We start from the raw sequence: 24,893 nt of genomic DNA, 5'->3' as shown, positions 1-24,893 counted from the left end.
GTGCCACCAATCCCATTACGTTGTTGGCAGTTCCGCTTGAAGGAACTCAGGATTCGTACTCCTAGCCCCATGCTGGGGCAGGTTATGTTTGTCTGCGTTCCTTCTGCCTTGGGGCAGTGGAACTAGTCGCTGGCTTCGGTATGGCTTGTTTTCGTCCCTGTCTGAAAATGATCCGGGGGGTGATGCCGCCGAAGGCAGTGGCATACTCCAGACTGCTAATAGGAACCTGACCCGCACAGAATGTGCGAGGTCTCAAAGTAATGTGGATGCCAGCGTGAAGTATGTCCGACCACCAGCGATGAAATAAGTCCCATACTCATTCAATTCGCTAGGAGGTCTGGCATGACCTACGACTATGTCATCGGCATGGACGTCGGTAAATACTTTCACCACGCTTGCGTCTTAGATATCGACGGCACCCAGGTGCTATCTAAGCGCATCAACCAAAACGAAAAATCCCTGCGCGCACTGTTTTCAGCGTTCAGCGCACACGACCACAAGGTCCTTGTCGTCGTGGACCAGCCCAATAACATTGGTCGACTAACTGTCGCGGTTGCTCAAGAACTCGGGATCGACGTGCGCTACCTTCCCGGTTTGGCTATGCGTCAACTCTCGCGCATCCACGCTGGCAATGCCAAAACTGATATCCGGGACGCCTATATCATCGCCCACGCTGCAAAGAACCTTCCGGAATCCCTCCGCAGCGTCGACCGCGTCGAAGAAGCCTTCCTCCAGTTGAAGGTCCTCAACGGTATCGACGAAGATTTAGCGCGCTCCTACACCAGGCTCATCAATCAGATTCGAAGTGCACTAGTAGGCTGCTACCCGCAATTCGAACAGGCCCTTCGCGGTCAGATAATTCACCGCAAGTGGGTTCTGCACCTACTTGCACGCTACGGCGGACCGACCAAGATAAAACGCCTCGGAAAGGCCAAGGCAACTGCCTTCGCTCGACGCTATAAGGCACGCAATCCTGAACCTGTCCTCGATGCCATTTTCGCTGCCATCTCTGAGCAAACAGTTGCCATTGCTGGTGCACACTATGCCGAAATGGGCGTAGCAATGTCGGCGAAGGACGCGCTTTTAAAGCTCGAGCACCGCACACAAATCGAGCAGGAAGTCATCGAGCTCATCAACGACATCCCCCACACTCAAATCCTGCTATCCATGCCAGGAATCGGACCAAAGACGGCAGCACAAATTCTCATGACCGCGGGCGACATGACCGACTTCCCGACAGCTGGGCACCTAGCCTCTTACGCTGGCTTATCACCTCGGACAAACCAGTCCGGGACCTCGATCATGTCGAACTCACTGAACCGAGCTGGCAATAAAAAATTAAAGAACGCCCTATGGCAATCATCTTTTGCATCCATCAGATTCCATGAGCGTTCCCGGCAATTCTATGAACGAAAGCGCCGTGAAGGCAAGAGACACAACGCCGCAGTAGTAGCACTAGCCCGCAGACGGCTCAACGTCCTCTACGCCATGATGCGCAACCACAAGCACTACCACGATCCCGCACCATCACAGGAAGACCTAGCAGCCTAGACACTAAGAGTAAAGATAGCCGACCGGGTAAAATCCCAGTCGGCTAGCAGCCATGCCCGAAAACAACACGACCAAACAACCCCGCAGAGAGAATCCGCCCCCAATTTCTCCACCCGCTAGGTTGACAACCTATATAGGAACACCCCCAAGACTAGAACCAGCCCGCTGATCGGGACGATTGGGTGAACGTCATCCTTGATCCACATGTAGGCAAACCACACGCCGTACGCGGCCGATGCGAACAGGCTCAGCCAGATAGGTGGCCGCTTCGCTGCGGCCACCTGCTGTTGTTCCTCAAATGCGAGTGCGTCTCGAACATCCTGTTCAGACAAAACTAAAGCTCCCCTCCTGCGGCACCAAAGTCATTGTTTTCCATCACGGAAACCAACTTACTTTACGCAATGGAAAACAACAACAGTTGGTGTATAACTGCAGGCTGGGAGCTTAGGTAGAAGCTAAAACTCTTAGCTCAGCGGGTTAACGCCAGCGCCAAACCACCAGATAGCCACGAGCGCGGCCACGCCGATGACGATGAAAATCCAGGACGTCGCCAGCGGGCGGCGGGTCCATGAGCGGTTGAAGTCCAAGGAGATGAAGCCCGGACCGGTGAACTGCAGGGCCACCGCGATAACGAAGAGGACGAGGCCCAGCCAGACGCTCTCATTCCACGCGAAGACATCCAGCCCAGCGCCGGAGGCGTTAAGGCCGTGGATGGCGGAGAAGCCAGTGACGATAAGACCGAACATGGCCGCCAGCGGCGTCACCAGTCCCAGCAGCAGGAAGGCACCGGCGATGAGCTGGACGGTCGGCACGCCGATGGCAAGTGCCGCTGCCATGGTGTACTCGCCGAACTCCTTCTCCAAACCGGACAGGCCCTCATTGCCGCCGAGCTTGAAGAAGGTGGAGGCACCCGCCACGAGCAGGTAAACGCTGAGCACCAAGCGCACGAAGAGCAAACCGAAGTCAATGGTGCCGCGGCGTGCCGGCTCCGGCTTCTTCTCCACCGCTGCTACCTCGGAGTCCACAGCGGGGTCGGCAACAGCGACCGTGCTTGGCACCTCCTCGTAGGTCTCAGTTGCTGTGGACTCGGTTGCGGTTGCCGATACCGGCATAGCGGTTGTCTGCGCATCAGGCTCGGCCATGGCCTCCGCGCGCGGGAAGGCAGTGGTCTCGGTTTCAGCTGCAGCGCTGTCGAAAGACAGGGAGTCGCGGGAGGCGCTCTCAAAGGTTTCGGTTTTGACTTCAGGCTCTGCCTCAACAGCAGGCTCCTCAGCCTTCTTCGGCTTAATCACCTGCGGCTCGGCGCGCCCTGGGCGCTGGAAGAGGCTGCTCTTCTTCGGCTTATCGGCAGCTTCTACAGGTTCTGCCTCAGGCGTGCTGTCCTTCACGGAGTCTTTCCCCGTGTAGGTCGGGATATCGTCATCAAAGTCGGTGGCTTTATCAGGAGTTTTATCGCTCATGCCTCCAACTTAAGGCAGCACAGCGCCCTTATGGTGCATCTTTATCGGCGCGGCGCGTAGCTAAAACCGCACGGCCTGCGTCTAAGACATCTGCCGTGAGGTCCGCGAGCACCTCCGACTCCAGCCGCCAGCGTTGCCAATAGAGGTCGATGTCGAGCGGGAAGTCGTCGAGAAGCACCAGCTCCCCCGTCTCCAGCAGGGGCTGTGCTTGAAGGCGCGGCACCAAACCCCAGCCCAGGCCGTAGCGCACTGCTTCGACATAGCTCTCCGAAGAAGGAATCTGTGACACCCGCGCACGCAGAACATGGGAATCAATGAAACGCTCGCGCATGGCGTCATCCAAGGTGGCGTCGTTCGGACCGAAGCCCACGATGGGCAGGGTCTCCCAGTCTTCAAAAGTCTCCGCCAGAGCGGGCGCGGCGACGGCAAAATAGCGCATAGTTCCGAGGTATGTGGATTCGCAACCCGAGACCGGGGTTTGCTCGCGCGTGACCGCGCCCAGCACATCTCCGCGGCGCAACATGGCCAACGTGCGGGCCTCATCCTCGATGCGGATGCGCAGCGCCGCCTCACCGCGTTGCGCAGTCTGCTGGATGACAGGGCGAAACCACGTGGCCAGGGAATCCGAGTTGATCGCAACGGTGAGTGGAACGCGGGACAGGCGCTCGGTAAGCCGCGCATCCGCTTCGGCTTGAACCAGCGCCATGCGCCTCGCGGCTTGGGCGACGATCTCCCCTGCCTCGGTCACGGTGACAGGAGTGCCACGGCGCAGAAGGATGCGGCCGGTCGAAACTTCCAGCGCTTTGATGCGTTGACTGACGGCGGAAGGAGTGATTCCCAACACAGTCGCTGCGCCCTCGAAGGAACCTTCATCGATGATGGCCAGCAGCGTTTCAGTATGGAGCGGGTTCATGAAGCTATATTAAACCAGCTGTAGAACATTTAACTGGACTTCATATGGCGCTATGCGCAGACTAGAAGCCATGTCAGTATTGCTTGCAGGATTTGCGCTGGGCCTGTCCCTCATCATCGCCATCGGACCGCAGAATGCCTACATCATCAAGATGGGCATTAAGCGCGATCATGTCGGCCCCATCCTGTTGGCGTGCTTGCTTTCCGACGTCATCCTGATCACCGGCGGCACCGCCGGCGTCGGCGTCCTCGTCGAACGCTTCCCCACCGCGCTCGTCGTGGTCAAGTACTTGGGAGCGGCCTATCTCATCTACTTCGGCTTCACGTGCTTCCGCGATGCCTTCAAGAAGCAACAGGACGCACTGGTCATCGAGGAAACTACGCCCGTGGCCCAAGTGGTTGATGAGAACTCGGGCAATGCGGGAGCACCGGGAACCTCCGTGCTCACCAAAATTCGCCCCCGGGTGCGCTCGAAATCCTGGGTCAAACCTGTCCTCGGCGCGTTGGCGCTCACGTGGCTCAATCCCTTGGCCTATGTCGACGCGCTAGTCATGCTGGGCTCTATCGCAAACCAGTACGGCGACCAGCGTTGGGTCTTCGCCGGCGGTGCGATTCTGGCCAGCGCCGTGTGGTTCCCCTCCCTGGGCTTCGGCGCCTACAAGCTCTCCCACGTGCTGGCCAAGCCGACGACGTGGCGCGTAGTCAACATCGTCATCGGCTGCGTCATGCTTGCACTGACGGCGAAGCTCCTGTTCCTCTAGTTCTTCGTTGATTCTTCTGGGAGCTCTTCGTCTTCGGCGGGGTCTCCCACTGCGCCGGTTTCCTCGACCCAAGCCTTGATTTCTTCGTCGCTGCGGTCCTGCTCCACAGCCTCGCGTTCAGTGTAGTAGGAGTGGTCGTTGCGGTTTTCCTCCCACTCTTCCCTGTCGAAGTCAAGCTCTTCATCCGAGTCCAACTCCTCGACCACATCGGAAACGAGGTCCTCGAAGAGGGCTTCATCATCCATGTTGGAATCGGCGATCTGCTGGCCGATCTCATCGTCATAACGCGCCGCGTCATATTCCGAGTCGGGGTGCAGCTTGAGGTGCAGCAAGGCGCGGATGCGCTCACGGCGCAGGCCCTCATCCTTAATCTTTCCCAAGGAACGCATCCACCCAACAACCAGGATGGCGACGAGCACGATGCCCATGTATCCCAAGACCGGGTAGACGTACTGCATCAGGGACTTGAAGCCAGCAAAGGAGACCGCGAAGCCAGCGAGGCAGCCGGCGATAAAGATAATGCGGTACTTTGACTCGTTACCAGAAGACAGACGCTTGCCCAAGGCATAGAACATGCCGATGGCCGTGTTGAAGATCATCAGGTAGATAATGATGGCCATGATGACGCCGAGTGTCGGATGGACGTTATCCACCAAGGTCAGCATCGGGATATCGGAATCGCCAACGTTCTCCGCGTTCATGAGCAGCGAGAAACCGGCGATAGCCATGAGCACCGCGTAGACCGCGCCACCCACGATGCCGCCGACGCCTGCTTCGCGCGGGCTGATGTTATCGCCGCCGATCACCAGGGACATCGATACCGCCAGAATGAGGGCCAGACCGTTATAGTTCAGCGCGGAGATCAACCAATTCGGGATCGGGGACTCAATCGCCGCAGAGGCAGTAATGGCCGCATCAACGTTTTCCGGCATGTGCAGCAGCGTGTAAATGCCCACGAAAAGCACCGCGATAATGATCGTCGGTGTCAGAAGACCAATGACCTGGGAGACCTTATCGACGTCGAACATGCCCGTGATCAGAACCATCACGAGCATGAGCAGAGAGCCCACCCAGGCTGGCCAGCCGAACTGCTGCTGCATGTTGGAGCCGGCACCAGCCAGCATGACAAAGCCCACCGCAAAGAGAGTGAGGATCACCGCGACATCCAGAATGCGCGAAATGATCGGGTGAGTAATATTCCGGAACACTTGGTTGTGTTCGCTGGCGTGGAAGTAGCTTCCCAGCTGAAGGAACACCGTGCCAGCGAGGGTCATGACCAAGCCGGCTACCAGGATTCCCCACATGCCAGGAATACCAAAGGACGTAAAGTACTGGACAACTTCCTGTCCCGTGGCAAAGCCCGCACCCACGAGCAAGCCAATGAAGGACAAAGCGATGCCCACGACGTTTTTATAAGACACGTTTTCCTATCTGTTTTCTAGTTTCTTCTTTTTATGCTTAGTGGCTAGTGCATAAAAACGCGCCATACTTTGACCCAAGCATGACGTTACATAATCACTAGCTTACGCCAACCTAATAGGAGAACATGTGTGTGGCCGTGGAGAGATTGCTCCAACAACCGCTAAAGCATGAGCCGGCTCACCTCTTAGTACTCAGCAAACGTCGCGGTATCGATGACAAAGCGGAATTTCACATCACCCGCGACGACGCGCTCGTAGGCCGCGTCCACCTCATCGACGCCCACCTTTTCGATCACCGCACCCAAGCCATGCTCGGCGCAAAAGTCCAGTATCTCCTGGGTTTCCGTGATGCCACCAATATTGTTACCGGTGAGCACCTTGCCGCCGCCGACCAGGCGGCTGAGGCGCAGCGGCAGTGCCTCCGGCGGGAGCCCCACGACAGACATAATGCCGCGCGGCTTCAGCATCCCCAGGTAATCCTCGAGGCTGTACTCGGCGGAAATAGTCGAAAGGATGAAATCGAACTCCCCGCGGTGCTTCCTGAAGAAGTCTTCCTCTTCGGTGGTGGCCAGGGTACGGCTCGCCCCCAGCTTCGCGGCCTCCTCTGCCTTGCGCGAGGTGCGCGAGATGACCGTGACATCCGCGCCCTTTGCGGCAGCAATCTGCACGCCCATGTGCCCCAAGCCGCCCAAGCCCACGACGGCTACCTTCTGTCCTTCCTTGACGTTCCAACGTGCCAGCGGAGAGTACGTAGTGATGCCAGCGCAGAGAAGGGGTGCTGCCACGTCAAAATCAAGGGAATCCGGGATGCGCAGCACGAAGTCTTGATTCACCACGATCTTTTCAGCGTAGCCACCTTGGGTAATCGTGCCATCGACATCCGTGGAGTTATAGGTTCCCACACCGCCCTTGAGGCAGTTCTGCTCCATCCCTGCCTCGCACTGCTCGCACTCACCGCAGGAATTCACCAGGCAGCCCACGCCGACGCGGTCCCCCACCTTGAACTTAGTGACCTCCTCCCCCACGGCGGAGACCACGCCGGCGATCTCGTGGCCAACGGTCAGCGGAAAGTGCGCCTCGCCCCACTCGTTGCGGATGGTGTGGATATCCGAGTGGCAGATGCCTGCTGCTTTGATGTCGATGACAACGTCATCGGCGCGCGGCTCGCGGCGCTGGATGGTCACGACTTCGAAGGGCTCGTTCGGACCGGTCTTCTGCAGTGCTTTAGTAGAAATAGTCATGGCGACCACGGTACCCCGCAGCCGCCTGACCTCGCCTAATGGAAATCTCTACCGACTAGGAGAGCTTCTTCGCAATCAGCTTGTTGACCTGTCCTGGGTCAGCCTTACCCTGGGTGGCCTTCATGACCGCACCCACGATGGCACCGGTGACCTTCTTGTTGCCGGCCTTGTACTTCTCCACGATGTCCGGGTTAGCGGCCAGGGCATCATCGACGGCCTTCTCGATCGCGCCATCATCGCGCACGACCTCGAGCCCGCGCTTGGCGACGACCTCGTCGACGTCACCCTCACCGGCCAGCACGCCGTCGACCGCCTGGCGAGCCAGCTTGGTGGTCAGCTTGCCTTCCTTGACCAGCTCAACAACGCGAGCGACCTGCGCCGGGGTAATGCCGAGAGTGCTCAGTTCAACGCCAGCCTCATTGGCCTTACCGGTCAGGTAGGACACCCACCAGGAGCGGGCCTCGTCAGGAGTGGTGCCGGCTTCCACTGTTTCGATAATGAGATCGAGAGCGCCGGCGTTGACCAGGTCACGCATCTCCTCGTCCTTGAGGCCCCACTCCTCCTGGATGCGGGCGCGGCGAATCCACGGCATCTCCGGCAGGGTCTGACGGATTTCCTCGACCCACTCGCGGGAGACAATCACCGGCGGCAGGTCCGGGTCGTTGAAGTAACGGTAGTCCTCGGCGGTTTCCTTCGGACGGCCCTTGGAAGTCGAACCATCCGTTTCCTGGTAATGGCGGGTTTCCTGGACGATCTCGCCACCGTCGACAAGCACCTGCGCCTGGCGCTGCATCTCAAAGCGCACCGCCTGCTCCACCGAGCGCAGGGAGTTGATGTTCTTGGTTTCGGTACGGGTGCCGAACTCCTCCTGGCCCACCGGGCGCAGCGAAACGTTGGAATCCACGCGCATCGAGCCTTGATCCATGCGGGCATCGGACACGCCCAGTGCCGCGACGAGCTCACGCAGAGCAGAAACATAGGCGCGGGCGACCTCGGGGGCGCGCTCGCCAGCACCAATGATCGGCTTGGTCACAATCTCGATTAGCGGGATGCCGGCACGGTTGCAGTCCACCAGCGAGGTCGTTGCGCCGTGAATGCGGCCATCGGCACCACCCAGGTGGGTCAGCTTGCCGGTGTCCTCCTCCATGTGAGCGCGCTCAATCTCAACGCGCCACTCAGTGCCGTCGTCGAGGACGACGTCGAGGTAGCCGTCGTAGGCAATCGGCTCATCGTACTGGGAGATCTGGTAGTTCTTCGGCTGGTCCGGGTAGAAGTAGTTCTTGCGGGCGAAACGCGAAGATTCCGCAATCTTGCAGTTCAGCGCCAGGCCGATCTTGATGGCGCCTTCCACGCCCTTGGAGTTGACCACCGGCAAAGCGCCTGGCAAACCGAGGGACACCGGGTCCACGTTGGAGTTGGGGGCTGCGTTGAAGTTCGTGGGCGAGGTGGAGAACATCTTGGTCTCCGTGTTGAGCTCCACGTGAACTTCCATGCCCATAACGGGTTCGAACTTTTCAAGGACCTCGTCATAGTCCATCAGGTCATACATCGCAGCAGTCATGCGTGCCATCTTAGTATGTCAGCGCGACACCGTGCGCAACCGCCTAACCCAACAAGGTGATGCCGTGCGTAATGAGAATCTTGGCTATCATCGCCGCCGGATACACCATGGCATAGCCCAAGGCGACGCGCTGGTCAGTGTTCGTCCGATTGTTCACGAAAGCGAGCACGGCCGGCTGGGTTTGCGCGCCCGCCATAGCACCCGCGGTCTTCGTGGCACCGACGCGCAGGAAGCGGCGCATGACGAGTGCGAATCCGGTCGCCACCAGCGTCGTGATGATCATGCCGAGCAGGAGAATCTTCCACCAGGCTCCACCCGTAAAGGCACCGGCGATTTCCCCGCCCGCATTCGTTCCGGCCTGGGCCAAGAAGAGCAGCAGTCCGAGTTCGGAGAGGATTGTGTTGGCCGAGTGCGGCAGTGCGGTGACGGTATTGCCGATGCGCCCGATACGCGCCATGATCAACGCCACGATGAGGACGCCAGCGGCAGCGCCGAGGCTAAAGGAAGAGCCGCCTGGAAGCGGAATTTCGAGGTGGCCCACGAAAACGCCGAGGGCCATGCCTAAGCCGAGGGAGACCGGGTTGATATCCGTCAGGCCTTGGGAGGAATCACCGAGAAAAGTGGAAATCTCCCGCAGAGATTTCTTGGAACCGACGACGCGCACGCGGTCCCCCAGCTCCACGATGTGTTCGGGGATTGCGACCTGGTCGTTATCGGCCCGGCGAACACGCGAGATACGCGCGCCCCAGCGATCCGCCAACTGGTTATTCAGCTCCGCGATGGTCAGACCAGCCAAGTTGTGCTCAGACACCGTGATGCGGCGAAAATCTAGCTCGTGGCGGTCATCATTGAGGATCTGCGGGGACTCGCGCCCAGCGTGCTCAATGATGTTGTCTAGGTCCTCGGGGGCGCCGACGAGCGTGACGACGTCCCCTGGGTGCAGCACATCGAAGAACTTAGGTAGAACGATGACATTGCTGCCCACTCGGCGCAGGCGGGTGACCTGCACTTCCCCATTGCCAATGTCTGCGATCTCAGCCACCGAAGTCTCTCGCAGAATCTGCATGTGCTGGCGCGTGACGGGTGACAGGGTGTCGTCGTCATTACCGGCGTCGCGAAGCACCAGCACCGTCGCCGCGAGCATGCCGATGACGCCGAACAGGTAGGACACCGCGTAGCCCACCGTTGCTGAACCCGGATCACCCGTGGTCTCCGAAGCCGCCGCCAAAGCCGGGGTATTTGTCACCGCGCCAGCGAAGGTACCGGCAATAGTGGCACTCGACAATCCAAAGACATAGGTCCCCAGCCCCCAAGCAGCGAGGGCGGCGATGATGAAGACCACGATCATGGAGAGCACGGGGCCGGTCGCAGTCTTCAGCGATTTGAAGAAGGACACGCCGGAGTTGTTGCCAATGCCAAACGCAAAGAGCACCAAACCAAACATTCCCAAGATGGGAGGAACGGAGGCTTCGACACCGGCGGCGGAAGCAGCGGCCGAGAAGGCGATGCCCAAGAAAAGCACGGCCGCCGCGCCCAAGCTGATGCCCCGTGTCTTGATACCGCCGAGGGCCATGCCAAGGCCAATCAGTAGGAACACCAAAAGAACCGGCTGATCAGCCAGGAAAGCTAATACGCTTGTCATGATTCCTTTATTAACTATGGGTGAGCCCTAGTGGTGTTTAACCAAAGAGGGCTTGAGCGTTGGCATAACGCTTGGCCGGAACCACCTTCAGCTTGCCCACGGCATCCTCGAGCGGCACGAGATCGATGTTTTCGCCGTGCAAGGCCACGCACATTCCGGACTGTCCATTGTGCGCGGCGCGGGCGGCATGGGTGCCATAGCGGGTTGCCAGCACGCGGTCATAGGCAGTTGGGGTACCACCACGCTGGATGTGGCCGAGGACGGTTGTGCGCACGTCGTAGCCGGTGCGCTTCTTGATCTCATCACCGATGACCTGGCCAATTCCGTTGAAGGTCTGGTGGCCGAACTGGTCAACACCGCCTTCTTCGAAGTCCATGGTGCCTTCCTTGGGCAGAGCGCCTTCGGCAACGCAGACAATGCCGTACTTCTCACCCATCTGGAAGCGGCGCTCCATTGCCTTGGTGATATCTGCGATATCGAATGGAACCTCAGGGATCACCGTGTAGTGTGCACCGCCAGCCATGCCGGCGTGCAGCGCGATCCAACCAACGTGGCGGCCCATGACCTCAACGATGAGGATGCGGTCGTGGGATTCGGCGGTGGTGTGGAGACGATCAATCGCGTCGGTGGCGACGGAGACTGCGGTGTCGAAGCCAAAGGTGTAGTCCGTTGCATTGACGTCATTGTCAATGGTCTTCGGCACGCCGACGACTGGAATGCCATTATCGGACAGCCACTTGGCGCCCTTCAGCGTTCCCTCACCGCCAATGGCGATGAGAGCATCGACCTCGGCATCAGCCATGTTGGCTTTGATGGTATCCAGCCCAGCCTTGAACTTATCTGGGTGGAGGCGGCCGGTACCGAGGATGGTTCCGCCGCGCAGGAGGATGCGGTCAATCTCAGCGTCGTCATAAAGGTCACGGCGGCGGTCTTCCATCAGACCAACCCAGCCGTCCTCGTAGCCGACGACCGTATCGCCGAACTCGTTGGAAGCGGTACGAACGACCGCGCGGATAACAGCATTCAGACCGGGGCAATCACCACCGGATGTCAGTACAGCAAGACGCATGGCTTCCAATCTACTCGCTTCGCTGCAGCCTCGCAGTTCCCCCTCCGGCGTGCAGGGTGTCCCGGAAAAAGAGTGAAGAAACACACCCTACGGCCAATATGGCGACAATAAGCACCAGAGAATTTGCGGCACCAGCGACCTGCATGACTGCCGAGACTCCGGCTACACCAATCACCGAACCAACCTGGCGCGATGTGTTATATACGCCAGAAGCCGCGCCCATGAGATGTGCATCAATATCACGCATAGTCGTCGCGGCGTTCGAACCCCAAATGAAGGACTGCCCCGCCCCCAGTGCTGCGCACGGCAGGCTCAGCCACCAGGCCGACACTCCGGCATGCATGAGGAACCACAGCAAGATGAATGTGCTGATAAGGATTCCGAACCCTACGACCGCGAGGCGACGCGGATGCAGCTTATCGGCCAGAATCCCCGCTAGCGGCGACACGCACAGGGAGACTAGAGCCATTGGAGTGACAATCAGGCCAGCATCCCGAGCCGACATTCCCTGTTCTACCTGCAGCCACATCATGATTGGAATCATCATTGATGCCGCCATGAAGCCCATGGAGACGATGGCCACGGAACCTACGGAATAATTACGGTCTTTGAACAACACGAGCGGGACAAGCGCTGCCATCCCACGGACTGATTGCAGGCGCACGAAGATGACCATTCCAAGAACTCCAACGGCAAGGAACGCCCAAATCCACCACGGCCATCCTGTCTCCGGCCCTTGTTGCACCGCAAAGACGAAGCAGGTTAACGCGATAAACGACGCCCATACCGACACGAAGTCAACCCTCCCCGGCGTCGTCGGCAAGGCAGGCACCCACAGTCCGGAAAGAGCAATCGCCGCAATGACGAAGGGAATATGGATCCAAAAGACTGCCTGCCACCCAAAGGCGGCCACTACCAAGCCTCCTAAGAGCGGGCCGGCTAACGTAGCCAGCGAACCCACTACACCCCACGCCCCCAACGCCCGGCCACGTCGCTCACGGGGGAAAATGCGATTGATCACCGCCATGGTTTGCGGCATCTGAATGGAAGCACCGAGGCCTTGCAGGGCTCTAGCAGCAATCAGAAACTCTACGGATGGGGAAAGCGCACAAAGGAGCGCACCAAGGCCAAAGAGTCCATTTCCTAGCTGGAACATTCTCTTCTGCCCGTAGATATCCCCTAGTCTTCCGGTAAAGAGAAGGGGTACGACCACAGCAAGCAAATAGATAGCGGAGACCCACAGCACCTGATTGACGTCGGCATTGAACTCGCGGCGGACGTCGGAAAGCGCAACAGCAATCATCGATTGATCGAGCAACGACATGAAAAAGCCCAGTGATAGCGCAGCCATGGCGAGCCAAGCCTGCTTTTCTGAGATGGGGGTTGCTGCGAGTTTCATGGAGCGAAGTCTAGCCACCATCCGCGCACGCGGCCTAAACTGAAGCGCATGGGAATGATTGACATCAAGAAACCACAGGATGTGTCGACGGCCGCGACCGTCACACTAGGACTCATTGGCGGTTGGCTCACAGCGCGGGAGACGGGAATCCGTCCGCTTGGCGGCGTGGTGCTCGCTGCCGCTGGCGTCTGGGCGGGCCGGAGTTGGTGGGCTAAGACGAACCCGGCCACTACCGCGGGCCTGGCAGCTCTATACACCGGCGCTTTTGGCCTCTCTCACCCGCTGGCTAAGAAGATTGGCTCCTGGCCGGCAGTCCTGACCGTCACCGCCGCAAGTGCGGGCGCTGCTTACGCGCTTTCCGACGCCCAGTAGATCCATCCCACGCCCCTTCGCACTGTCCTTGACGGTTGGAGGGGCGTTTCACGTTTTTGCACTGGCAGAAGCCCCAATTGCTTGCTATCAAACGTGCTGGCTAACCCGTGGTGGCTACCCCCCGTTTATAGTAACGACTTGACATGAATTTAGTGCAGGCTATTCCCATGTGGGGTGTGTGGTACTAGAATTATTGTTAGAACACTTCTTCTAAATCATGTTGATCTCGGGGGAGACCATGACCACTACTGCTACACGCCCGCCTACCTTTTTCTTTTCCATCACCAACCCGAATAACCCACACGCTATAGCCCGCGCTAAAGCACGACGAGCCACCTATGACACCTGGCAGGCAGCCATGCCCAGCCTTGACGCAGACATCAACACCACCGCTTTATCCTTAGTGGCGGCCTGGTCACTGCCGGAAGGCCACATCAAATCCGGCCTGCGCGCCTAGATAGCCTGCCGAAAGTCAAAGCCATACAAGATGCCCACTGCTTGTTGGATATTGAATCCTTGATTGCTATTGATCAGCCCATGTCAGCACTAACCGCCTTGACTGGTAAAACCCTAGACTTCATCGACACTATCCTGGCCGACTTCTTCACCCCTTCTAAACCGAATCAGGCGTTTCCCACCCGCAGCCAAATCAGGCGCAAAGTCCGCGATATATGTAAAACCCTCGATGACTCCATCGCCTACCGGGATACCCGCCCTAAAGATACCTACCGGTTTTCTTCTAACGGCACCTCAGCGTGGTTGGAACTACAAGTTGGGGAAGATGCCGGCATTAAACTTGATGCCTTCATCCACACCACCGCTGCCAAAGAAAACATCACTGTGCCTGAGGCAGTCATCAAACTGCTTTCCGGTGAAATAAAGCCACCAGCCACCGTAGTACTCCACACCTATAAAGCCCGCGACATCGATGACGCACCAACCTACATTGAAGGTTTCGGCTGGCGGGCTGAGCCCATGCCACATGACAAGACAAGAGACTTAACCGAAGAAATAAAAGAAGCCGATGGCTACCAACCAGGCCTGATCATGCGCAAGATTGTCGAAGGACGCGACGGTACCTGCCGGGTCGGCGGATGTAACGAGCCTGCTTTTCTTAGCCAGCTAGATCACCGGCATAACTGGGCCGAAGGTGGGCCAACCCACCCGAAGAACCTAGCGTGTTTATGCCAAAGCCATCACAACATGAAAACCGATGGCACCCTCAACTACCTCCTGGACCCCTACAGCGGGGATGTCATCTGGCTTTTTGAAGACGGTACCTGGACTATCACCGAAGCCGAGGGGCCGCTAGCACCAAAACAAAAACGGTGGGCACAAACAGTCGCCCAACACATCACCGCCACCCGGAAACGAGTACGCGAAGAAGCCCAACACCTCAAACAAAAACTCGACGACTACGCACAACAACAAGCCAAGGCCCAAGCCGAAGCCGAGGACGCGGACAACACCGACACAGATGCCAGCACCGACGACATCCCCTTCTAAACACCCACCGTCGAATCAAACGACGAAACCACACCACCACAAAGGAAAGAAACCAAGGAACACAACCACCGTCGAATAAAACGACGAAGGCCGGCAGCCTCTCACGTCAGTGAAAGACCCCGGCTCATGCACACTACGGGCTGGCCCGAAGTGTACTACTTGCGTCCTGCTTCGTAGGCGGCGCCGACCTTGTACAGGCGGTCATCCTTAAACGCCGGTGCCATGATCTGCAAGCCGGTCGGCAGGTTGGTGTCGGAGGCCATGCCGGAAGGGACAGACATGCCGCACACGCCAGCAAGGTTCAGCGGCAGGGTGCAGAGGTCGAAGTTGTACATCTCCATCGGATCCTCAACCTTCTCCCCCAGCTTGAAGGCCGTGGTCGGGGTCGTCGGAGATACAAGGACATCGACCTGCTCGAAAGCGCGCTCAAAGTCCTGGGCGATGAGGGTGCGAACACGCTGCGCCTGGAGGTAGTAGGCGTCGTAATAGCCGACGGACAGTGCGTAGGTACCCAGCATGATGCGGCGCTTCACCTCCGGGCCGAAGCCGGCAGCGCGAGACAGGGACATGACCTCCTCAGCAGAATGGGTTCCGTCATCGCCCACGCGCAGGCCGTAGCGCATACCGTCGAAGCGGGCCAGGTTGGAGGAGACCTCACACGGCATGATGAGGTAGTACGCAGCGAGTGCATCGTCGAAGTGCGGGCAGTCGACCTCAACGATCTCTGCCCCCTGAGACTTCAGCTGTTCAACCGCTGCGTGGTAGGCCTCCATCACGCCCGGCTGCCAACCATCGCGCTCGAATTGCTTGATCAGGCCGACCTTCACGCCGGACAGGTCACCGTTGGCGCCTTCCTTAGCGGCGGCGACTACTGGTGCGACCGGCTTGTCCACGGAGGTGGCGTCGAAGGAGTCGTGGCCGGCAATGATTTCGTGCAGCAGTGCAGTATCCAGGACCGTGCGGGCGGTCGGACCGGCCTGGTCCAAGGAGCTTGCAGCGGCAATAAGGCCGTAGCGAGACACCGTGCCGTACGTCGGCTTTACGCCCACGGTGTTAGTCAGTGCAGCAGGCTGGCGGATCGAGCCACCAGTGTCAGTACCGATACCCAGCGGAGCCTGGCCCGAGGCAAGAGCCGCGGCAGTGCCACCGCCGGAGCCGCCCGGGGTGCGCTCGGTGTCATAGGGGTTGTGGGCCGGACCGTAGGCGGAGTTCTCGTTGGAGGAGCCCATCGCAAACTCATCGAGGTTCGTCTTGCCCAGGATCGGGATACCGGCCTCGCGCAGCTTCGTCACCAGCGTGGCGTCATAAGGCGAGACCCAACCTTCCAGCATCTTGGAGGCGGCGGTCGTGGGGGCGTCGGTAGTCACCAACAGGTCCTTGAGCGCCAGCGGCACACCAGCCAAAGCGGAGGCGGGTTCTTCGCCGGCGTCGAGGGACTTATCGACGGCGTCGGCAGCCGCCAGTGCTTCCTCAGCACCAACGTGCAGGAAGGCGTTGAGTTCACCATCAGTCTCCGCGATGCGGTCCAGGAAGGCCTGAGTAACTTCGCGGGAGGTAAGCTCGCGGGAGTGGATCTTCTCAGCCAACTCGGCGGCGGTCAGTGCAGTAATGCCCTCGGTGGGCGCAATGAATTGTGGCATTCTTATTCGTCTCCTCCACCCAGAATCTGCGGAACCATGAAGCGATCGTCATCAGCTGCGGGGGCCTGGTCCAAGGCCTGCTCGGCAGTGAGGGTTCGCACGACAACGTCCTCACGCATTGGGGCATGTACGGAGTGCGGGTGCGACATCGGCTCCACACCTTCAGCCTCGACCTTGCCAACCGCGGACACGGAGTCCACGATTTCGTCGATCTGCGCGGCGAACTGTTTCAGTTCTTCCTCGCTCAGGGCCAATCGCGACAGCTTTGCCAAGTGCGCGACCTCGTCACGCGAAATATCAGACACGCGAACTCCATCCTTTTATTCATTGAGACGGTTGATAGCTAAGCACCCATGGTACTGCACGGCTGGTGCCACGCCACCACCACTCCTCCCCCTACACGCCACTGAAGCTATTGAATAGTATTCGATACGTTGGGTACCATCGATTAAGTTGTACAAACTTTTCGCAACAGCGATTTCCCTACCTAGTCATCTTCCCCCAGAAAGAACGATATGTCGTACCTCGTCCGTGTCCTTCTCCCCGACACCCCCGGCAGCCTTGGCCTTCTTGCCAACGCGATGGGCAGCATCGAGGCCAATATCCGCTCCGTCGACATCGTGGAGAACTTCCCCGACGGGACGGTCATGGACGACATTGTCTTGGATCTCCCCCAGACCACCATGGCAGATGAGATCATCACCGCGGCCCAGACCGTGGAAGGCGTAGAAATTGATTCCATCCGCCCGTTCAGCGGCCGCGTTGACCGCCGCGGCCAGATCCATGTGCTGGCGAAGGTTGCCTCGCAGCGCAACGTGACCGCCGCTATGAAGGAAGTCTGCGCAGCGATTCCGAAGGCACTGACCTCCAACTGGGCCATCGTCAGTGCGAACGACGAGAAGATCAGCCGCATCGCTGCCTCCGACGCCGCGCCTGCCGACGACGGCTCGATCCCCACCGACCTCAACATCACTTCGGCGCGCGTGCTCAATCCGGAGAAGGACACCTGGATCCCGGAATCGTGGACCCTCATCGAATCCGCGCTGGCGGCCGCACCGCTCGTAGGCACGAAGTATGTCGTCGTCATGGGCCGCGTCGGCGGACCGGACTACCTTGCCTCCGAGGTCGAGCACTTGGGTGACTTGGGTGCCATCTTGGGCGCATTCCTCACCTAGCTAGACTTAGCGGTCGAGCAATAAGCTGAGGCCCGCGGCGACGTCGGGGACCACGTGGTCCACCTCGTCGGCGATCTGTGTTCCCGGGAACGTGAAGGACTCGGTGGCGATGGAATGCATCGAGAGATCATTGAAGCTGTCGCCGAAGGTGTAGAGTTCAGCTTCTTCGTGGCCGAGGTGATCAAGCAACCTTGTCAAGCCCTCACCCTTGTTATGCCCGGGCGGCATGATGTCGTAGAAATCGCAGTTAAAGGACGACTCGACTGCACAATTCGCACGGACCCACTCGTCAACCTCGCGGCGCAGCTCAGCGTTGCCTGGAATCCACAGGGACATGAGAACGGTGCTGCGCTTGGCGACGTCCCCCGGATCCACCACTTCCGTATTCGCCACCATCGAGGATTCCCGGCCAGCCAGACCGTCCCACGCCACCTGGTCGGCTCCAGACAAGCCAGTGAGGTAGATGTTCAACGGCAGCCCAGTGTATCGGTTGATGACGGCTTGGACGATATCGCTAGGCAGGTGTTCCTCGTGGAGGATGCAGTAATCCCCGTCTGTGATGACAGTGCCGTTGTAGAGCACGTGATAATCCAGCTCCACGCCGAATGGCTCGAGTGTGTTGCGTGCATTGGCGATGGACTTGCCCGTCGCGGAGATGGCGAGATTGCCAGCGTCCCGCCACGCGGTGATGGCTTCCTTTACGGCCTCAGTTATGTCCTCGTTGACGTAAACGGTGCCATCCATGTCCAAAGCCGCAATCTTCATGCCCCGTAGTGTATTAGACCTTTCATGGACGAGTCCACCACCGCGGTGCACGCCTTCTGGATCTCGGGGTGCGCCCAGGGGAAGGTAAGGGAGACGTCGGCAAGCGCGTGCATAGGCAGGTCATTATGGCCATCACCTAAAGTGATGAGCTCAATCTCGGAACGCTCGCGGCTAAGATGTTCAAGCAGCCACGTCAAGGCGAAGCCCTTGTCGTGGCCGGACGGCGTGATATCGAAGAAGTTTCGGTTCATCGCGGTGCCGACGGGAAAGCGGTCCGTCACCCACTGCGCAATCTCTTTCTGTAGCTCTGGGTCACCCGGCGTCCAGGCGGCGACGAGGGGAAAGACCTCCTTCTCGATGCGCTCGGGTGAAACCGGAACGGGCTCGCTGATGATGGGATTGTGTACGCCCTCTACATTGCGCACGAGGTGGCCATCGGGGCCTTCCAAGCGCGTGCAGTAGAGGTCGAGCTTCGGGATATCACGAACCCGCTCATACACAGCACGGACTACCTCGGGTGGCACGTGGTTTTCGTAGAGCAGCTCATAGGAACCATCCGTGATGACCGTGCCGTTGCAGAGCAGGTAGTAGTCGAAGTCGACGCCAAAAGGCTCGAGGGCTCGGCGGGCCGAATAGGGAGATTTGCCCGTGGCCACGACGGCGAGGTTGCCCGCAGCGCGCCACTGGGCAATGGCCTCTGGGACTTCCTCAGGCATATGCCCATCGAAGTAGATGGTGCCGTCGAGGTCGAAGGCGGCTAGCTTCATGCCTCGCCCGTTTCTAGCAGGCGGGTGAAGCCCTCTTCGTCCAGGATTGTCAGTCCCAGATCGCGGGCCTTCTGTTCCTTGGAACCGGCATTCTCCCCGACCACGACGTAGTTCGTCTTCTTCGACACCGAGCTGGATGCCTTTCCGCCGCGGGTGATAATGGCCTCCTTGGCGGAATCGCGCGTGAAGTTCTCCAAGGTACCGGTCACCACCACGGTGATGCCTTCAAGCGTTTGCGCCGGCTTATCGCTGGATTCTTCCTCCATGGTCACCCCGGCAGCGGTCCACTTCTGCACGATATTGTCGTGCCAGTCCACCTCGAACCACTGCTTGAAGGATTCCGCGATGATGGTGCCCACGCCATCGGTATCCGCTAGCTCTTCTACCGATGCCGCGCGTAGCACTTCCATGGAGCCAAAGCGGGTGGCTAGTGCACGCGCCGCAATGGGGCCGACGTGGCGGATCGACAGCGCGACGAGCACCCTCCAGAATTCAGCCTGGCGGGCCGTCTTGAGGTTCTCCAGCAGCTTCTTGCCGGAGGCATTGAGCGCGCCCTTCTGCGTGGTGTAGACCGAGGATTTGAGGAGTGCTTGTTCATCGAGATCGAAGAGGTCCGCCTCATCCTCGAGCACTCCGGAGGAAATCAGATCCGCAGCAGCCTTCTCCCCCAGCTCGCCAATGTCGAGTGCCTTGCGGGAGGCCAAGTACTCCAAGCGTGCGGCGAGCTGCGCCGGACAGCTGCGGGTATTCGGGCAGCGCCAGTCTTGGTCGCCTTCCTTCTGCGGTGCCAGCTTCGTGCCACAGGCAGGGCAATTCTCTGGGAAGACCCATTCAGTCTCGCTGCCATCGCGCTTGTCCAGAACGGGGCCCAAGACCTCTGGGATGATCTCTCCAGCCTTGCGGATGATGATGGTATCCCCGATGAGGACGTTCTTGTTCTTGACCTCGAATTGGTTGTGCAGGGTGGCCATGGAGACCGTCGAGCCGGAGACAAAGACTGGTTCCATGATGGCGAAAGGCGTCACGCGCCCGGTACGTCCCACACCTACCTCAATGTTGAGCAGCTTGGTGGTCACTTCCTCCGGCGGGTACTTGTAGGCAATGGCCCAACGCGGCGCGCGTGAAGTCGCGCCTAAGGCGCGCTGGCTGGCCAGATCATCGACCTTGATGACGAGACCGTCCATCTCAAAGTAGGCGTCGTGGCGGTGCTCCTCCCAGTAAGTCACGCGCTCCTGAACCTCCTTGGCGGTGGTAACCCGCTGGGTATAGGGAGAGACCGGGAAGCCCCAAGCCTCGAGGGCCTTATAGGCATCGTGTTGCGAGGTGGGCTGGAACCTCTCGCGTGCGCCGATACCGTGACAGACCATGTGAAGCCGACGCTTCTTGACGTCCTCCGGATCCTTCATGCGCAGCCCGCCTGCCGCCGCGTTGCGGGGGTTGGCAAAAGTGGGCTTGCCGTCTTCGCGGCGCGCAGCGTTAATTTCCTCGAACTCATCCGGGCGCATGTACACCTCGCCGCGGACCTCGACCAGGGAGGGAACCGGATACTCATCCGTGCCAGTGAGCTCGTGCGGGATATCGGGGATAACGCGCGCATTGGCAGTGATGTCCTCGCCCACACGACCATCACCGCGCGTGGCTGCCGTGACAAGCTTGCCATCGCGGTAGACCAAGTCAATGGACAGGCCGTCAATCTTCAGCTCAGTAAGGTAAGCCTCGGCCGGCGTGCGGTCCAGCCAGTCCTGCAGCTCCTCGGCGCTAAAAACATTGTCCAAGCTGTACAGGCGCTCCAAGTGCTCGATGTCGACGGCACCTTCCGGGGCTGCGCCCACCTGCTGGGTCGGCGAATCCGGGGTCTGCAGCTCCGGGTGCTCCGCCTCAAGCGCTAGCAAGCGCTGGAAGAGCTCATCAAAGTCCGCATCCGGGATTGAGGGCTCACCGTTGTAGTACAGCTCGCGGTGCTTGCGCACTTCCTGGGCAAGCTCGGACCATTCGCGTTGGATATCTACTGCATCACTCACGAGTCACTAGTGTAGCGGGGCTGCCGGACATGCCTATGACCTGCGGATGGTCATTCTGCAAGGGTTCGTCCGTCATTCTGCAGGACTTCCACAGTGCATGTCCGAGCCGGGCGCTAGAGTGTTGTCCATGAACTTCGACGCCACCCGCATGCTCTCCTTCGACCTCGAGACCACCTCCGTAAAGCCCAAAGAAGCCCGCATTGTCACCTCTGCCCTGGTGCGTATCGACGGGCGCGAAGTAGACAAGCGGGAAATGCTCGCTGACCCCGGCGTGGAGATCCCCGAGGAAGCCGCCAAGATCCACGGCATCACTACTGAGAAGGCCCGCGCGGAAGGTCGCCCCCACGAGGAGGTGCTCAAGGAGACGGTCGATTCCATCTATCAGGCCTGGGACGAGGGACTCACGCTCATCGTCTACAACGCCGCCTACGATCTCTCCGTCTTGCGCGCGCTGACTGGGGACTTCACGGTCAACGGCCCGGTGTTCGATCCTTTCGTCATCGACCGCGTTAAGGATAAGTGGCGCAAGGGCAAGCGCACCTTGGAGGAGGTCTCCGCCCACTACGGCGTGGAGCTAAGCAACGCGCATGAGGCGACTGCCGACGCCCTCGCGGCCGCCCGCGTTGCCTGGAAGCAAGTGCGCCAGCACTTCCCCGAGCTAGCACAGATGGACTCCAACGAGCTCATGGAATACCAGGCCGTCGAGTGGTACAAGGACCGCGAGTCCTTCAAGAAGTACCTGGAAGGACGCGGTCGGGACGCCTCGGATGTATCCACCGCGTGGCCGATGATTTCTTAACCCCAGCACCCAATCCTCAACTACCTCTTGCCAGGTTTCTAGATTTCTGGAATTCTAGAAACCATGGAAACAAAAGTCGAAGCACGCCTCGCCGAACTTGAAGCGCGCGTAGCCGCGCTTGAGGGGCGCACCAACGCTGCCGACGCCAGGCCTACACCCGCCACCAATGAAGAAGACTCGACCTACTGGCTGGTCGACGCCCTCGCGCCCAATGAGCAGCTTCCCGACGGTTCCGTCATCTTTGGCGGCTACATAAACGTCGGTAAGCGCACTTATGCCTACCAATGGCAGCGCCCCACCAACTTCGTCACCGATGAGAGCTGGGCGGAGAATCTCGAGCGTCTCTCCGCGCTGGCTCATCCCGTCCGCGGCGAAATCCTGCGCCGCCTGCTCGCCGCACCCGCGACACCCGCAGAGCTTGTCGAAGAAGACATCGTCTCCTCTACGGGCACCGCCTACCACCACTTAAACGCACTAGCACATGCCGGCTGGACCACGAAGTCTGGCGGCGAGTATTCCATCCGCCCTGCCCGAGTAATCCCCCTTCTCACCATCATCACCGCGAGCGAGGACCACTAATGCGTAGAATTTCCCTAGCCGTCATCGCTGCCATTGCCGTTGCATCCATCCTGCTCATCGCAGGGCCGCAAAGAATTGCTTTGGCAAAAGACAAAACTGGCGACGAAGCCTTAGCTGCCCAGTTGGAAGAGCACTCAGAGTCCGGCTTCCACAACATCACCGCCTTTACTCTCCAGGACGGCAAGGCCACCTTTGCGGGACTTGGCAGCGACGAGCACACGGAGGTCGAAATCGGCTCCGTGACCAAGATGTTCACCGGCGAACTGGCCCACCAGCTCGTCGAAGAGGGAAAGCTGAGAACTGACACCACTGTGGGCGAGGTCCTTGACGTCGGCGATGCACCCGTCGCTGACGTCACCGTAAGGGAGCTGCTCGACCACACCTCTGGACTACCCGCCGTCGCCAAAGCGAACGTCCTCAGCTTTTTCGCCTCAACGATCACCGGTTCGAATCCCTATGAAGGTGAGACCGTAGAGGACATCGTGGACGCTGCCACGAAGGCCGAGCTAAAGGACCGCGGCGAAGAGTCCTATTCCAATCTTGGGTACGGACTCTTGGGCCACATGGTGGAAACCGCCGCTGGGCAGCCTTATGAGCAGATGCTCAAAGAACGCATCTTCGAGCCAGCTGGCATGACAGAGACCTATCTCATGACGCCGGGCTCTGTGCCTGACGACGCTCCACGGGGACTTACCGCCACCGGCCGCCACGCTGAGCCGTGGGAGATGGAAGGCTCCGCGCCCGCGGGAGCGATCCGCTCCACGGCGAGTGACATGGCCAAGTTCGCCGAGTGGTTTATGGACAACGGCGATACCGACTACGGCTGGCAGCCTCCCAGCAAGGACAATGCTGGGTACTGGCACAACGGCGGCACCTACGGTTACTCGACCATGCTCATCATCGAACCAGAGACCAAGCGCGCCGCCTTCGCCAACAACGATTCCCTCGCCGGTACCGAAGACCTTGCCCAAGCTCTATTCGACGAGCTCGCACCTTAAGGAGTCAGCATGTTCCTCACCGTAGCGCTCGCCGTCATCACCGCTTCGGAGCTCTGGGCCGCATTGAAGGCCCTGAGAAAGCCCCTTTCCACGACAAATCACATCGTCACCGCGGCGATTACGATTCTCGCCATACTCTTCGTCGGCTACGCCATGCCCTGGCATACCTCGGTGAGTTTTGGCTGGTGGTACGCCCTTGTAGCAGCCTGTTCGCTGCACATCGGCGCGGTGGCCTGGCGAGCCGGCGCACCAAAGAATCCCAGTGTTTAGCCATTGTGCATGCACATTGCATGCACTATCATGACGGGCATGACAAAACCCAAAACAACCAATGTTCAGATCCGTGATGTCAATACTGATGTCGTCGACATTCTCAAAATGCGCGCCGACCGTAAAGGCATTTCCCTCTCTAGCTACCTGCGAGAGACCCTTGAAAAGGTCGCTTCCCGCCCATCCTTAGAAGAAAAGTTGGAAGAGCTTTCGCAGCGCGAACCCGTTCAGCTCAAGAAGGACTTTGACGTGGTAGCCGCAATACGTGAAGCACGGGACGCTTCATGACACTGTTAGTCATCGATGCCTCCGCAGCGATCGAGTTCCTCTTGAAACGCGATGCGCTTCAGCGGCATAGCACTGCTTACCCCGAGGCAGATTTCATTGCCCCGAGCCACATGCCCTTGGAATGCCTCAACGTACTGAAAAGATTGGAGCGCGCAGGAGCAATCGACAGCGCGACGGCAAGCTTTCTAGCCAACGATGTCATGGAATTCAACATTGAGTTGATTAGCGTCGGCGACATCGCCAACCATGTTTGGAGCCGTCGACACACCTTCTCCATCTATGATTCAGCCTATGTAGCAGTGTCCAACATCTTCGAAGCCCCTCTTCTTAGTCGCGACACTCGACTAATGGCCGCGTGGCCCAACTCGATCAACTTGGATAGCTTGCCTTAAGCACCAGAAAGTCTCCCAAATCTCCACCTTTAGAAAAGTCTCCCAAATCTCCCAATGCTCTAGGATGAGGCTATGTCCCCGCACGAGAATCCCTTCCGCCCCACCTTCGGCGTTCCACCGCTATTCTGGGTCGGCCGCACGGCAGTGCTCGACACCTTCCGCGCAGCGCTTGACTCCCAACCAGGCAGCCCGGGCCGCTCGCTCATCATCAGCGGCGCCCGCGGTATCGGCAAGACGGTCCTGCTCAACGAGATAGAAGATATCGCCTCTAGTCGCGGGTAGATCACATTGCGAGCCTCGGGGC

General features: G+C 59.3%; 26 protein-coding genes. 13 read left to right on the top strand and 13 right to left on the bottom strand.

Annotated elements, in window-relative coordinates:
• Positions 1 to 342: 342 nt before the first annotated feature.
• Positions 343 to 1,551: an IS110 family RNA-guided transposase gene (locus CAURI_RS05870; protein WP_005297392.1), complete on the top strand. Its 1,209-nt coding sequence runs from the start codon at positions 343 to 345 to the stop codon at positions 1,549 to 1,551.
• A 464-nt stretch (positions 1,552 to 2,015) separates the two neighbouring features.
• On the opposite strand, the gene CAURI_RS05860 is transcribed toward CAURI_RS05870, so the two are convergent.
• Both CAURI_RS05860 and CAURI_RS05855 read right to left on the bottom strand, forming a co-directional pair.
• The gene (locus CAURI_RS05860; RefSeq protein ID WP_010186941.1) at positions 2,016 to 3,011 is read right to left on the bottom strand and encodes a DoxX family protein; all 996 of its coding nucleotides are present in this window, start codon (positions 3,009 to 3,011) and stop codon (positions 2,016 to 2,018) included.
• Positions 3,012 to 3,039: 28 nt separating this feature from the next.
• Positions 3,040 to 3,924 carry a LysR family transcriptional regulator ArgP gene (locus CAURI_RS05855; RefSeq protein ID WP_010186949.1) on the bottom strand — a complete coding sequence of 295 codons (885 nt, stop codon included), beginning with the start codon at positions 3,922 to 3,924 and terminating at the stop codon, positions 3,040 to 3,042.
• A gap of 70 nt (positions 3,925 to 3,994) precedes the next feature.
• Here CAURI_RS05855 and CAURI_RS05850 point away from each other — a divergent pair, with 70 nt between their 5' ends.
• Entirely contained in the window at positions 3,995 to 4,684 is a 690-nt protein-coding gene (locus CAURI_RS05850) for a LysE/ArgO family amino acid transporter (RefSeq protein ID WP_010186961.1), read from the top strand.
• Here the strand turns inward: CAURI_RS05850 and CAURI_RS05845 are convergent.
• From CAURI_RS05845 to CAURI_RS05820, 6 genes are all read right to left on the bottom strand, one after another.
• Entirely contained in the window at positions 4,681 to 6,105 is a 1,425-nt protein-coding gene (locus CAURI_RS05845) for a YkvI family membrane protein (RefSeq protein WP_010186963.1), read from the bottom strand. The two genes, CAURI_RS05850 and CAURI_RS05845, sit on opposite strands and share 4 nt — an antisense overlap.
• A gap of 185 nt (positions 6,106 to 6,290) precedes the next feature.
• Positions 6,291 to 7,346, bottom strand: coding sequence for an NAD(P)-dependent alcohol dehydrogenase (locus CAURI_RS05840; protein ID WP_012715004.1), 1,056 nt, complete (start codon positions 7,344 to 7,346; stop codon positions 6,291 to 6,293).
• A gap of 55 nt (positions 7,347 to 7,401) precedes the next feature.
• The gene (gene gatB, locus CAURI_RS05835) at positions 7,402 to 8,907 is read right to left on the bottom strand and encodes an Asp-tRNA(Asn)/Glu-tRNA(Gln) amidotransferase subunit GatB (RefSeq protein ID WP_010186967.1); all 1,506 of its coding nucleotides are present in this window, start codon (positions 8,905 to 8,907) and stop codon (positions 7,402 to 7,404) included.
• Positions 8,908 to 8,950: 43 nt separating this feature from the next.
• Positions 8,951 to 10,549 (bottom strand): aspartate:alanine exchanger family transporter, encoded by a 1,599-nt coding sequence (locus CAURI_RS05830; protein WP_010186969.1) that lies wholly within the window; start codon positions 10,547 to 10,549, stop codon positions 8,951 to 8,953.
• A gap of 37 nt (positions 10,550 to 10,586) precedes the next feature.
• The gene (locus tag CAURI_RS05825; RefSeq protein WP_010186971.1) at positions 10,587 to 11,618 is read right to left on the bottom strand and encodes a 6-phosphofructokinase; all 1,032 of its coding nucleotides are present in this window, start codon (positions 11,616 to 11,618) and stop codon (positions 10,587 to 10,589) included.
• 10 nt (positions 11,619 to 11,628) lie between these two features.
• Positions 11,629 to 13,017, bottom strand: a complete 1,389-nt coding sequence (locus tag CAURI_RS05820; protein ID WP_010186973.1) for an MFS transporter — start codon at positions 13,015 to 13,017, stop codon at positions 11,629 to 11,631.
• A gap of 48 nt (positions 13,018 to 13,065) precedes the next feature.
• On the opposite strand from CAURI_RS05820, the gene CAURI_RS05815 reads away from it, so the two are divergent.
• From CAURI_RS05815 to CAURI_RS05810, 3 genes are all read left to right on the top strand, one after another.
• Complete coding sequence (locus CAURI_RS05815; protein WP_012715001.1) at positions 13,066 to 13,389, top strand: hypothetical protein; 324 nt, start codon at positions 13,066 to 13,068, stop codon at positions 13,387 to 13,389.
• A 217-nt stretch (positions 13,390 to 13,606) separates the two neighbouring features.
• Positions 13,607 to 13,846 carry a hypothetical protein gene (locus CAURI_RS14125; RefSeq protein ID WP_012715000.1) on the top strand — a complete coding sequence of 80 codons (240 nt, stop codon included), beginning with the start codon at positions 13,607 to 13,609 and terminating at the stop codon, positions 13,844 to 13,846.
• A gap of 41 nt (positions 13,847 to 13,887) precedes the next feature.
• Positions 13,888 to 14,895 carry an HNH endonuclease signature motif containing protein gene (locus CAURI_RS05810; protein ID WP_236660826.1) on the top strand — a complete coding sequence of 336 codons (1,008 nt, stop codon included), beginning with the start codon at positions 13,888 to 13,890 and terminating at the stop codon, positions 14,893 to 14,895.
• Between the two features lie 155 nt (positions 14,896 to 15,050).
• On the opposite strand, the gene gatA is transcribed toward CAURI_RS05810, so the two are convergent.
• Entirely contained in the window at positions 15,051 to 16,535 is a 1,485-nt protein-coding gene (gene gatA / locus CAURI_RS05805; RefSeq protein WP_010186977.1) for an Asp-tRNA(Asn)/Glu-tRNA(Gln) amidotransferase subunit GatA, read from the bottom strand.
• Positions 16,536 to 16,537: 2 nt separating this feature from the next.
• A complete protein-coding gene (gene gatC, locus CAURI_RS05800) occupies positions 16,538 to 16,840 on the bottom strand; it encodes an Asp-tRNA(Asn)/Glu-tRNA(Gln) amidotransferase subunit GatC (protein ID WP_010186986.1) in 303 nt (100 codons plus the stop codon).
• Positions 16,841 to 17,050: 210 nt separating this feature from the next.
• Here gatC and CAURI_RS05795 point away from each other — a divergent pair, with 210 nt between their 5' ends.
• Positions 17,051 to 17,710, top strand: coding sequence for an ACT domain-containing protein (locus CAURI_RS05795; protein ID WP_010186988.1), 660 nt, complete (start codon positions 17,051 to 17,053; stop codon positions 17,708 to 17,710).
• A gap of 6 nt (positions 17,711 to 17,716) precedes the next feature.
• Here CAURI_RS05795 and CAURI_RS05790 read toward each other — a convergent pair whose 3' ends face one another.
• The 3 genes from CAURI_RS05790 to ligA are packed head-to-tail and all read right to left on the bottom strand — an operon-like array spanning position 17,717 to position 21,263.
• On the bottom strand, positions 17,717 to 18,475 hold the full coding sequence (locus CAURI_RS05790) for an HAD family hydrolase (RefSeq protein WP_010186990.1): 759 nt from the start codon (positions 18,473 to 18,475) through the stop codon (positions 17,717 to 17,719).
• Positions 18,472 to 19,242 (bottom strand): HAD family hydrolase, encoded by a 771-nt coding sequence (locus tag CAURI_RS05785; protein WP_010186993.1) that lies wholly within the window; start codon positions 19,240 to 19,242, stop codon positions 18,472 to 18,474. The genes CAURI_RS05790 and CAURI_RS05785 overlap by 4 nt, the downstream gene beginning before the upstream one ends.
• On the bottom strand, positions 19,239 to 21,263 hold the full coding sequence (ligA, locus tag CAURI_RS05780; RefSeq protein ID WP_010186995.1) for an NAD-dependent DNA ligase LigA: 2,025 nt from the start codon (positions 21,261 to 21,263) through the stop codon (positions 19,239 to 19,241). The genes CAURI_RS05785 and ligA overlap by 4 nt, the downstream gene beginning before the upstream one ends.
• Positions 21,264 to 21,390: 127 nt before the next feature.
• Here ligA and CAURI_RS05775 point away from each other — a divergent pair, with 127 nt between their 5' ends.
• The 7 genes from CAURI_RS05775 (at position 21,391) to CAURI_RS14120 (ending at position 24,871) form a co-directional block, all read left to right on the top strand.
• Positions 21,391 to 22,062, top strand: a complete 672-nt coding sequence (locus CAURI_RS05775) for a 3'-5' exonuclease (RefSeq protein ID WP_010186997.1) — start codon at positions 21,391 to 21,393, stop codon at positions 22,060 to 22,062.
• 63 nt (positions 22,063 to 22,125) lie between these two features.
• Positions 22,126 to 22,641, top strand: coding sequence for an ArsR/SmtB family transcription factor (locus tag CAURI_RS05770; RefSeq protein ID WP_010186999.1), 516 nt, complete (start codon positions 22,126 to 22,128; stop codon positions 22,639 to 22,641).
• Complete coding sequence (locus CAURI_RS05765) at positions 22,641 to 23,639, top strand: serine hydrolase domain-containing protein (protein WP_010187000.1); 999 nt, start codon at positions 22,641 to 22,643, stop codon at positions 23,637 to 23,639. Before CAURI_RS05770 ends, CAURI_RS05765 begins: the two co-directional genes overlap by 1 nt.
• Before the next feature lie 9 nt (positions 23,640 to 23,648).
• Complete coding sequence (locus CAURI_RS05760; RefSeq protein ID WP_010187001.1) at positions 23,649 to 23,909, top strand: hypothetical protein; 261 nt, start codon at positions 23,649 to 23,651, stop codon at positions 23,907 to 23,909.
• Between the two features lie 39 nt (positions 23,910 to 23,948).
• Positions 23,949 to 24,197 carry a FitA-like ribbon-helix-helix domain-containing protein gene (locus tag CAURI_RS05755; RefSeq protein WP_236660827.1) on the top strand — a complete coding sequence of 83 codons (249 nt, stop codon included), beginning with the start codon at positions 23,949 to 23,951 and terminating at the stop codon, positions 24,195 to 24,197.
• The gene (locus tag CAURI_RS05750) at positions 24,194 to 24,589 is read left to right on the top strand and encodes a type II toxin-antitoxin system VapC family toxin (RefSeq protein WP_010187004.1); all 396 of its coding nucleotides are present in this window, start codon (positions 24,194 to 24,196) and stop codon (positions 24,587 to 24,589) included. The genes CAURI_RS05755 and CAURI_RS05750 overlap by 4 nt, the downstream gene beginning before the upstream one ends.
• Positions 24,590 to 24,661: 72 nt before the next feature.
• Positions 24,662 to 24,871 (top strand): ATP-binding protein, encoded by a 210-nt coding sequence (locus CAURI_RS14120; protein ID WP_236660828.1) that lies wholly within the window; start codon positions 24,662 to 24,664, stop codon positions 24,869 to 24,871.
• The last annotated feature ends 22 nt before the right edge of the window (positions 24,872 to 24,893 follow it).

The organism is Corynebacterium aurimucosum ATCC 700975, from assembly GCF_000022905.1.
Lineage (GTDB): Bacteria > Actinomycetota > Actinomycetes > Mycobacteriales > Mycobacteriaceae > Corynebacterium > Corynebacterium aurimucosum_F.
This window is presented reverse-complemented; position numbering and strand designations above follow the sequence as displayed.

Bases quoted from the DNA above. Each gene is read 5' to 3' on its own strand.
- CAURI_RS05785 (WP_010186993.1), bottom strand. From the start codon at position 19,242: ATGAAGCTAGCCGCCTTCGACCTCGACGGCACCATCTACTTCGATGGG.
- CAURI_RS05750 (WP_010187004.1), top strand. From the start codon at position 24,194: ATGACACTGTTAGTCATCGATGCCTCCGCAGCGATCGAGTTCCTCTTG.
- CAURI_RS05870 (WP_005297392.1), top strand. From the start codon at position 343: ATGACCTACGACTATGTCATCGGCATGGACGTCGGTAAATACTTTCAC.
- CAURI_RS05820 (WP_010186973.1), bottom strand. From the start codon at position 13,017: ATGAAACTCGCAGCAACCCCCATCTCAGAAAAGCAGGCTTGGCTCGCC.
- CAURI_RS05815 (WP_012715001.1), top strand. From the start codon at position 13,066: ATGGGAATGATTGACATCAAGAAACCACAGGATGTGTCGACGGCCGCG.
- CAURI_RS05790 (WP_010186990.1), bottom strand. From the start codon at position 18,475: ATGAAGATTGCGGCTTTGGACATGGATGGCACCGTTTACGTCAACGAG.
- CAURI_RS05765 (WP_010187000.1), top strand. From the start codon at position 22,641: ATGCGTAGAATTTCCCTAGCCGTCATCGCTGCCATTGCCGTTGCATCC.
- gatA (WP_010186977.1), bottom strand. From the start codon at position 16,535: ATGCCACAATTCATTGCGCCCACCGAGGGCATTACTGCACTGACCGCC.
- CAURI_RS05860 (WP_010186941.1), bottom strand. From the start codon at position 3,011: ATGAGCGATAAAACTCCTGATAAAGCCACCGACTTTGATGACGATATC.
- CAURI_RS05795 (WP_010186988.1), top strand. From the start codon at position 17,051: ATGTCGTACCTCGTCCGTGTCCTTCTCCCCGACACCCCCGGCAGCCTT.
- CAURI_RS05770 (WP_010186999.1), top strand. From the start codon at position 22,126: ATGGAAACAAAAGTCGAAGCACGCCTCGCCGAACTTGAAGCGCGCGTA.
- CAURI_RS05825 (WP_010186971.1), bottom strand. From the start codon at position 11,618: ATGCGTCTTGCTGTACTGACATCCGGTGGTGATTGCCCCGGTCTGAAT.
- CAURI_RS05855 (WP_010186949.1), bottom strand. From the start codon at position 3,924: ATGAACCCGCTCCATACTGAAACGCTGCTGGCCATCATCGATGAAGGT.
- CAURI_RS05830 (WP_010186969.1), bottom strand. From the start codon at position 10,549: ATGACAAGCGTATTAGCTTTCCTGGCTGATCAGCCGGTTCTTTTGGTG.
- CAURI_RS05840 (WP_012715004.1), bottom strand. From the start codon at position 7,346: ATGACTATTTCTACTAAAGCACTGCAGAAGACCGGTCCGAACGAGCCC.
- gatB (WP_010186967.1), bottom strand. From the start codon at position 8,907: ATGACTGCTGCGATGTATGACCTGATGGACTATGACGAGGTCCTTGAA.
- CAURI_RS14120 (WP_236660828.1), top strand. From the start codon at position 24,662: ATGTCCCCGCACGAGAATCCCTTCCGCCCCACCTTCGGCGTTCCACCG.
- CAURI_RS05775 (WP_010186997.1), top strand. From the start codon at position 21,391: ATGAACTTCGACGCCACCCGCATGCTCTCCTTCGACCTCGAGACCACC.
- CAURI_RS05755 (WP_236660827.1), top strand. From the start codon at position 23,949: ATGACAAAACCCAAAACAACCAATGTTCAGATCCGTGATGTCAATACT.
- CAURI_RS14125 (WP_012715000.1), top strand. From the start codon at position 13,607: ATGTTGATCTCGGGGGAGACCATGACCACTACTGCTACACGCCCGCCT.
- CAURI_RS05850 (WP_010186961.1), top strand. From the start codon at position 3,995: ATGTCAGTATTGCTTGCAGGATTTGCGCTGGGCCTGTCCCTCATCATC.
- CAURI_RS05760 (WP_010187001.1), top strand. From the start codon at position 23,649: ATGTTCCTCACCGTAGCGCTCGCCGTCATCACCGCTTCGGAGCTCTGG.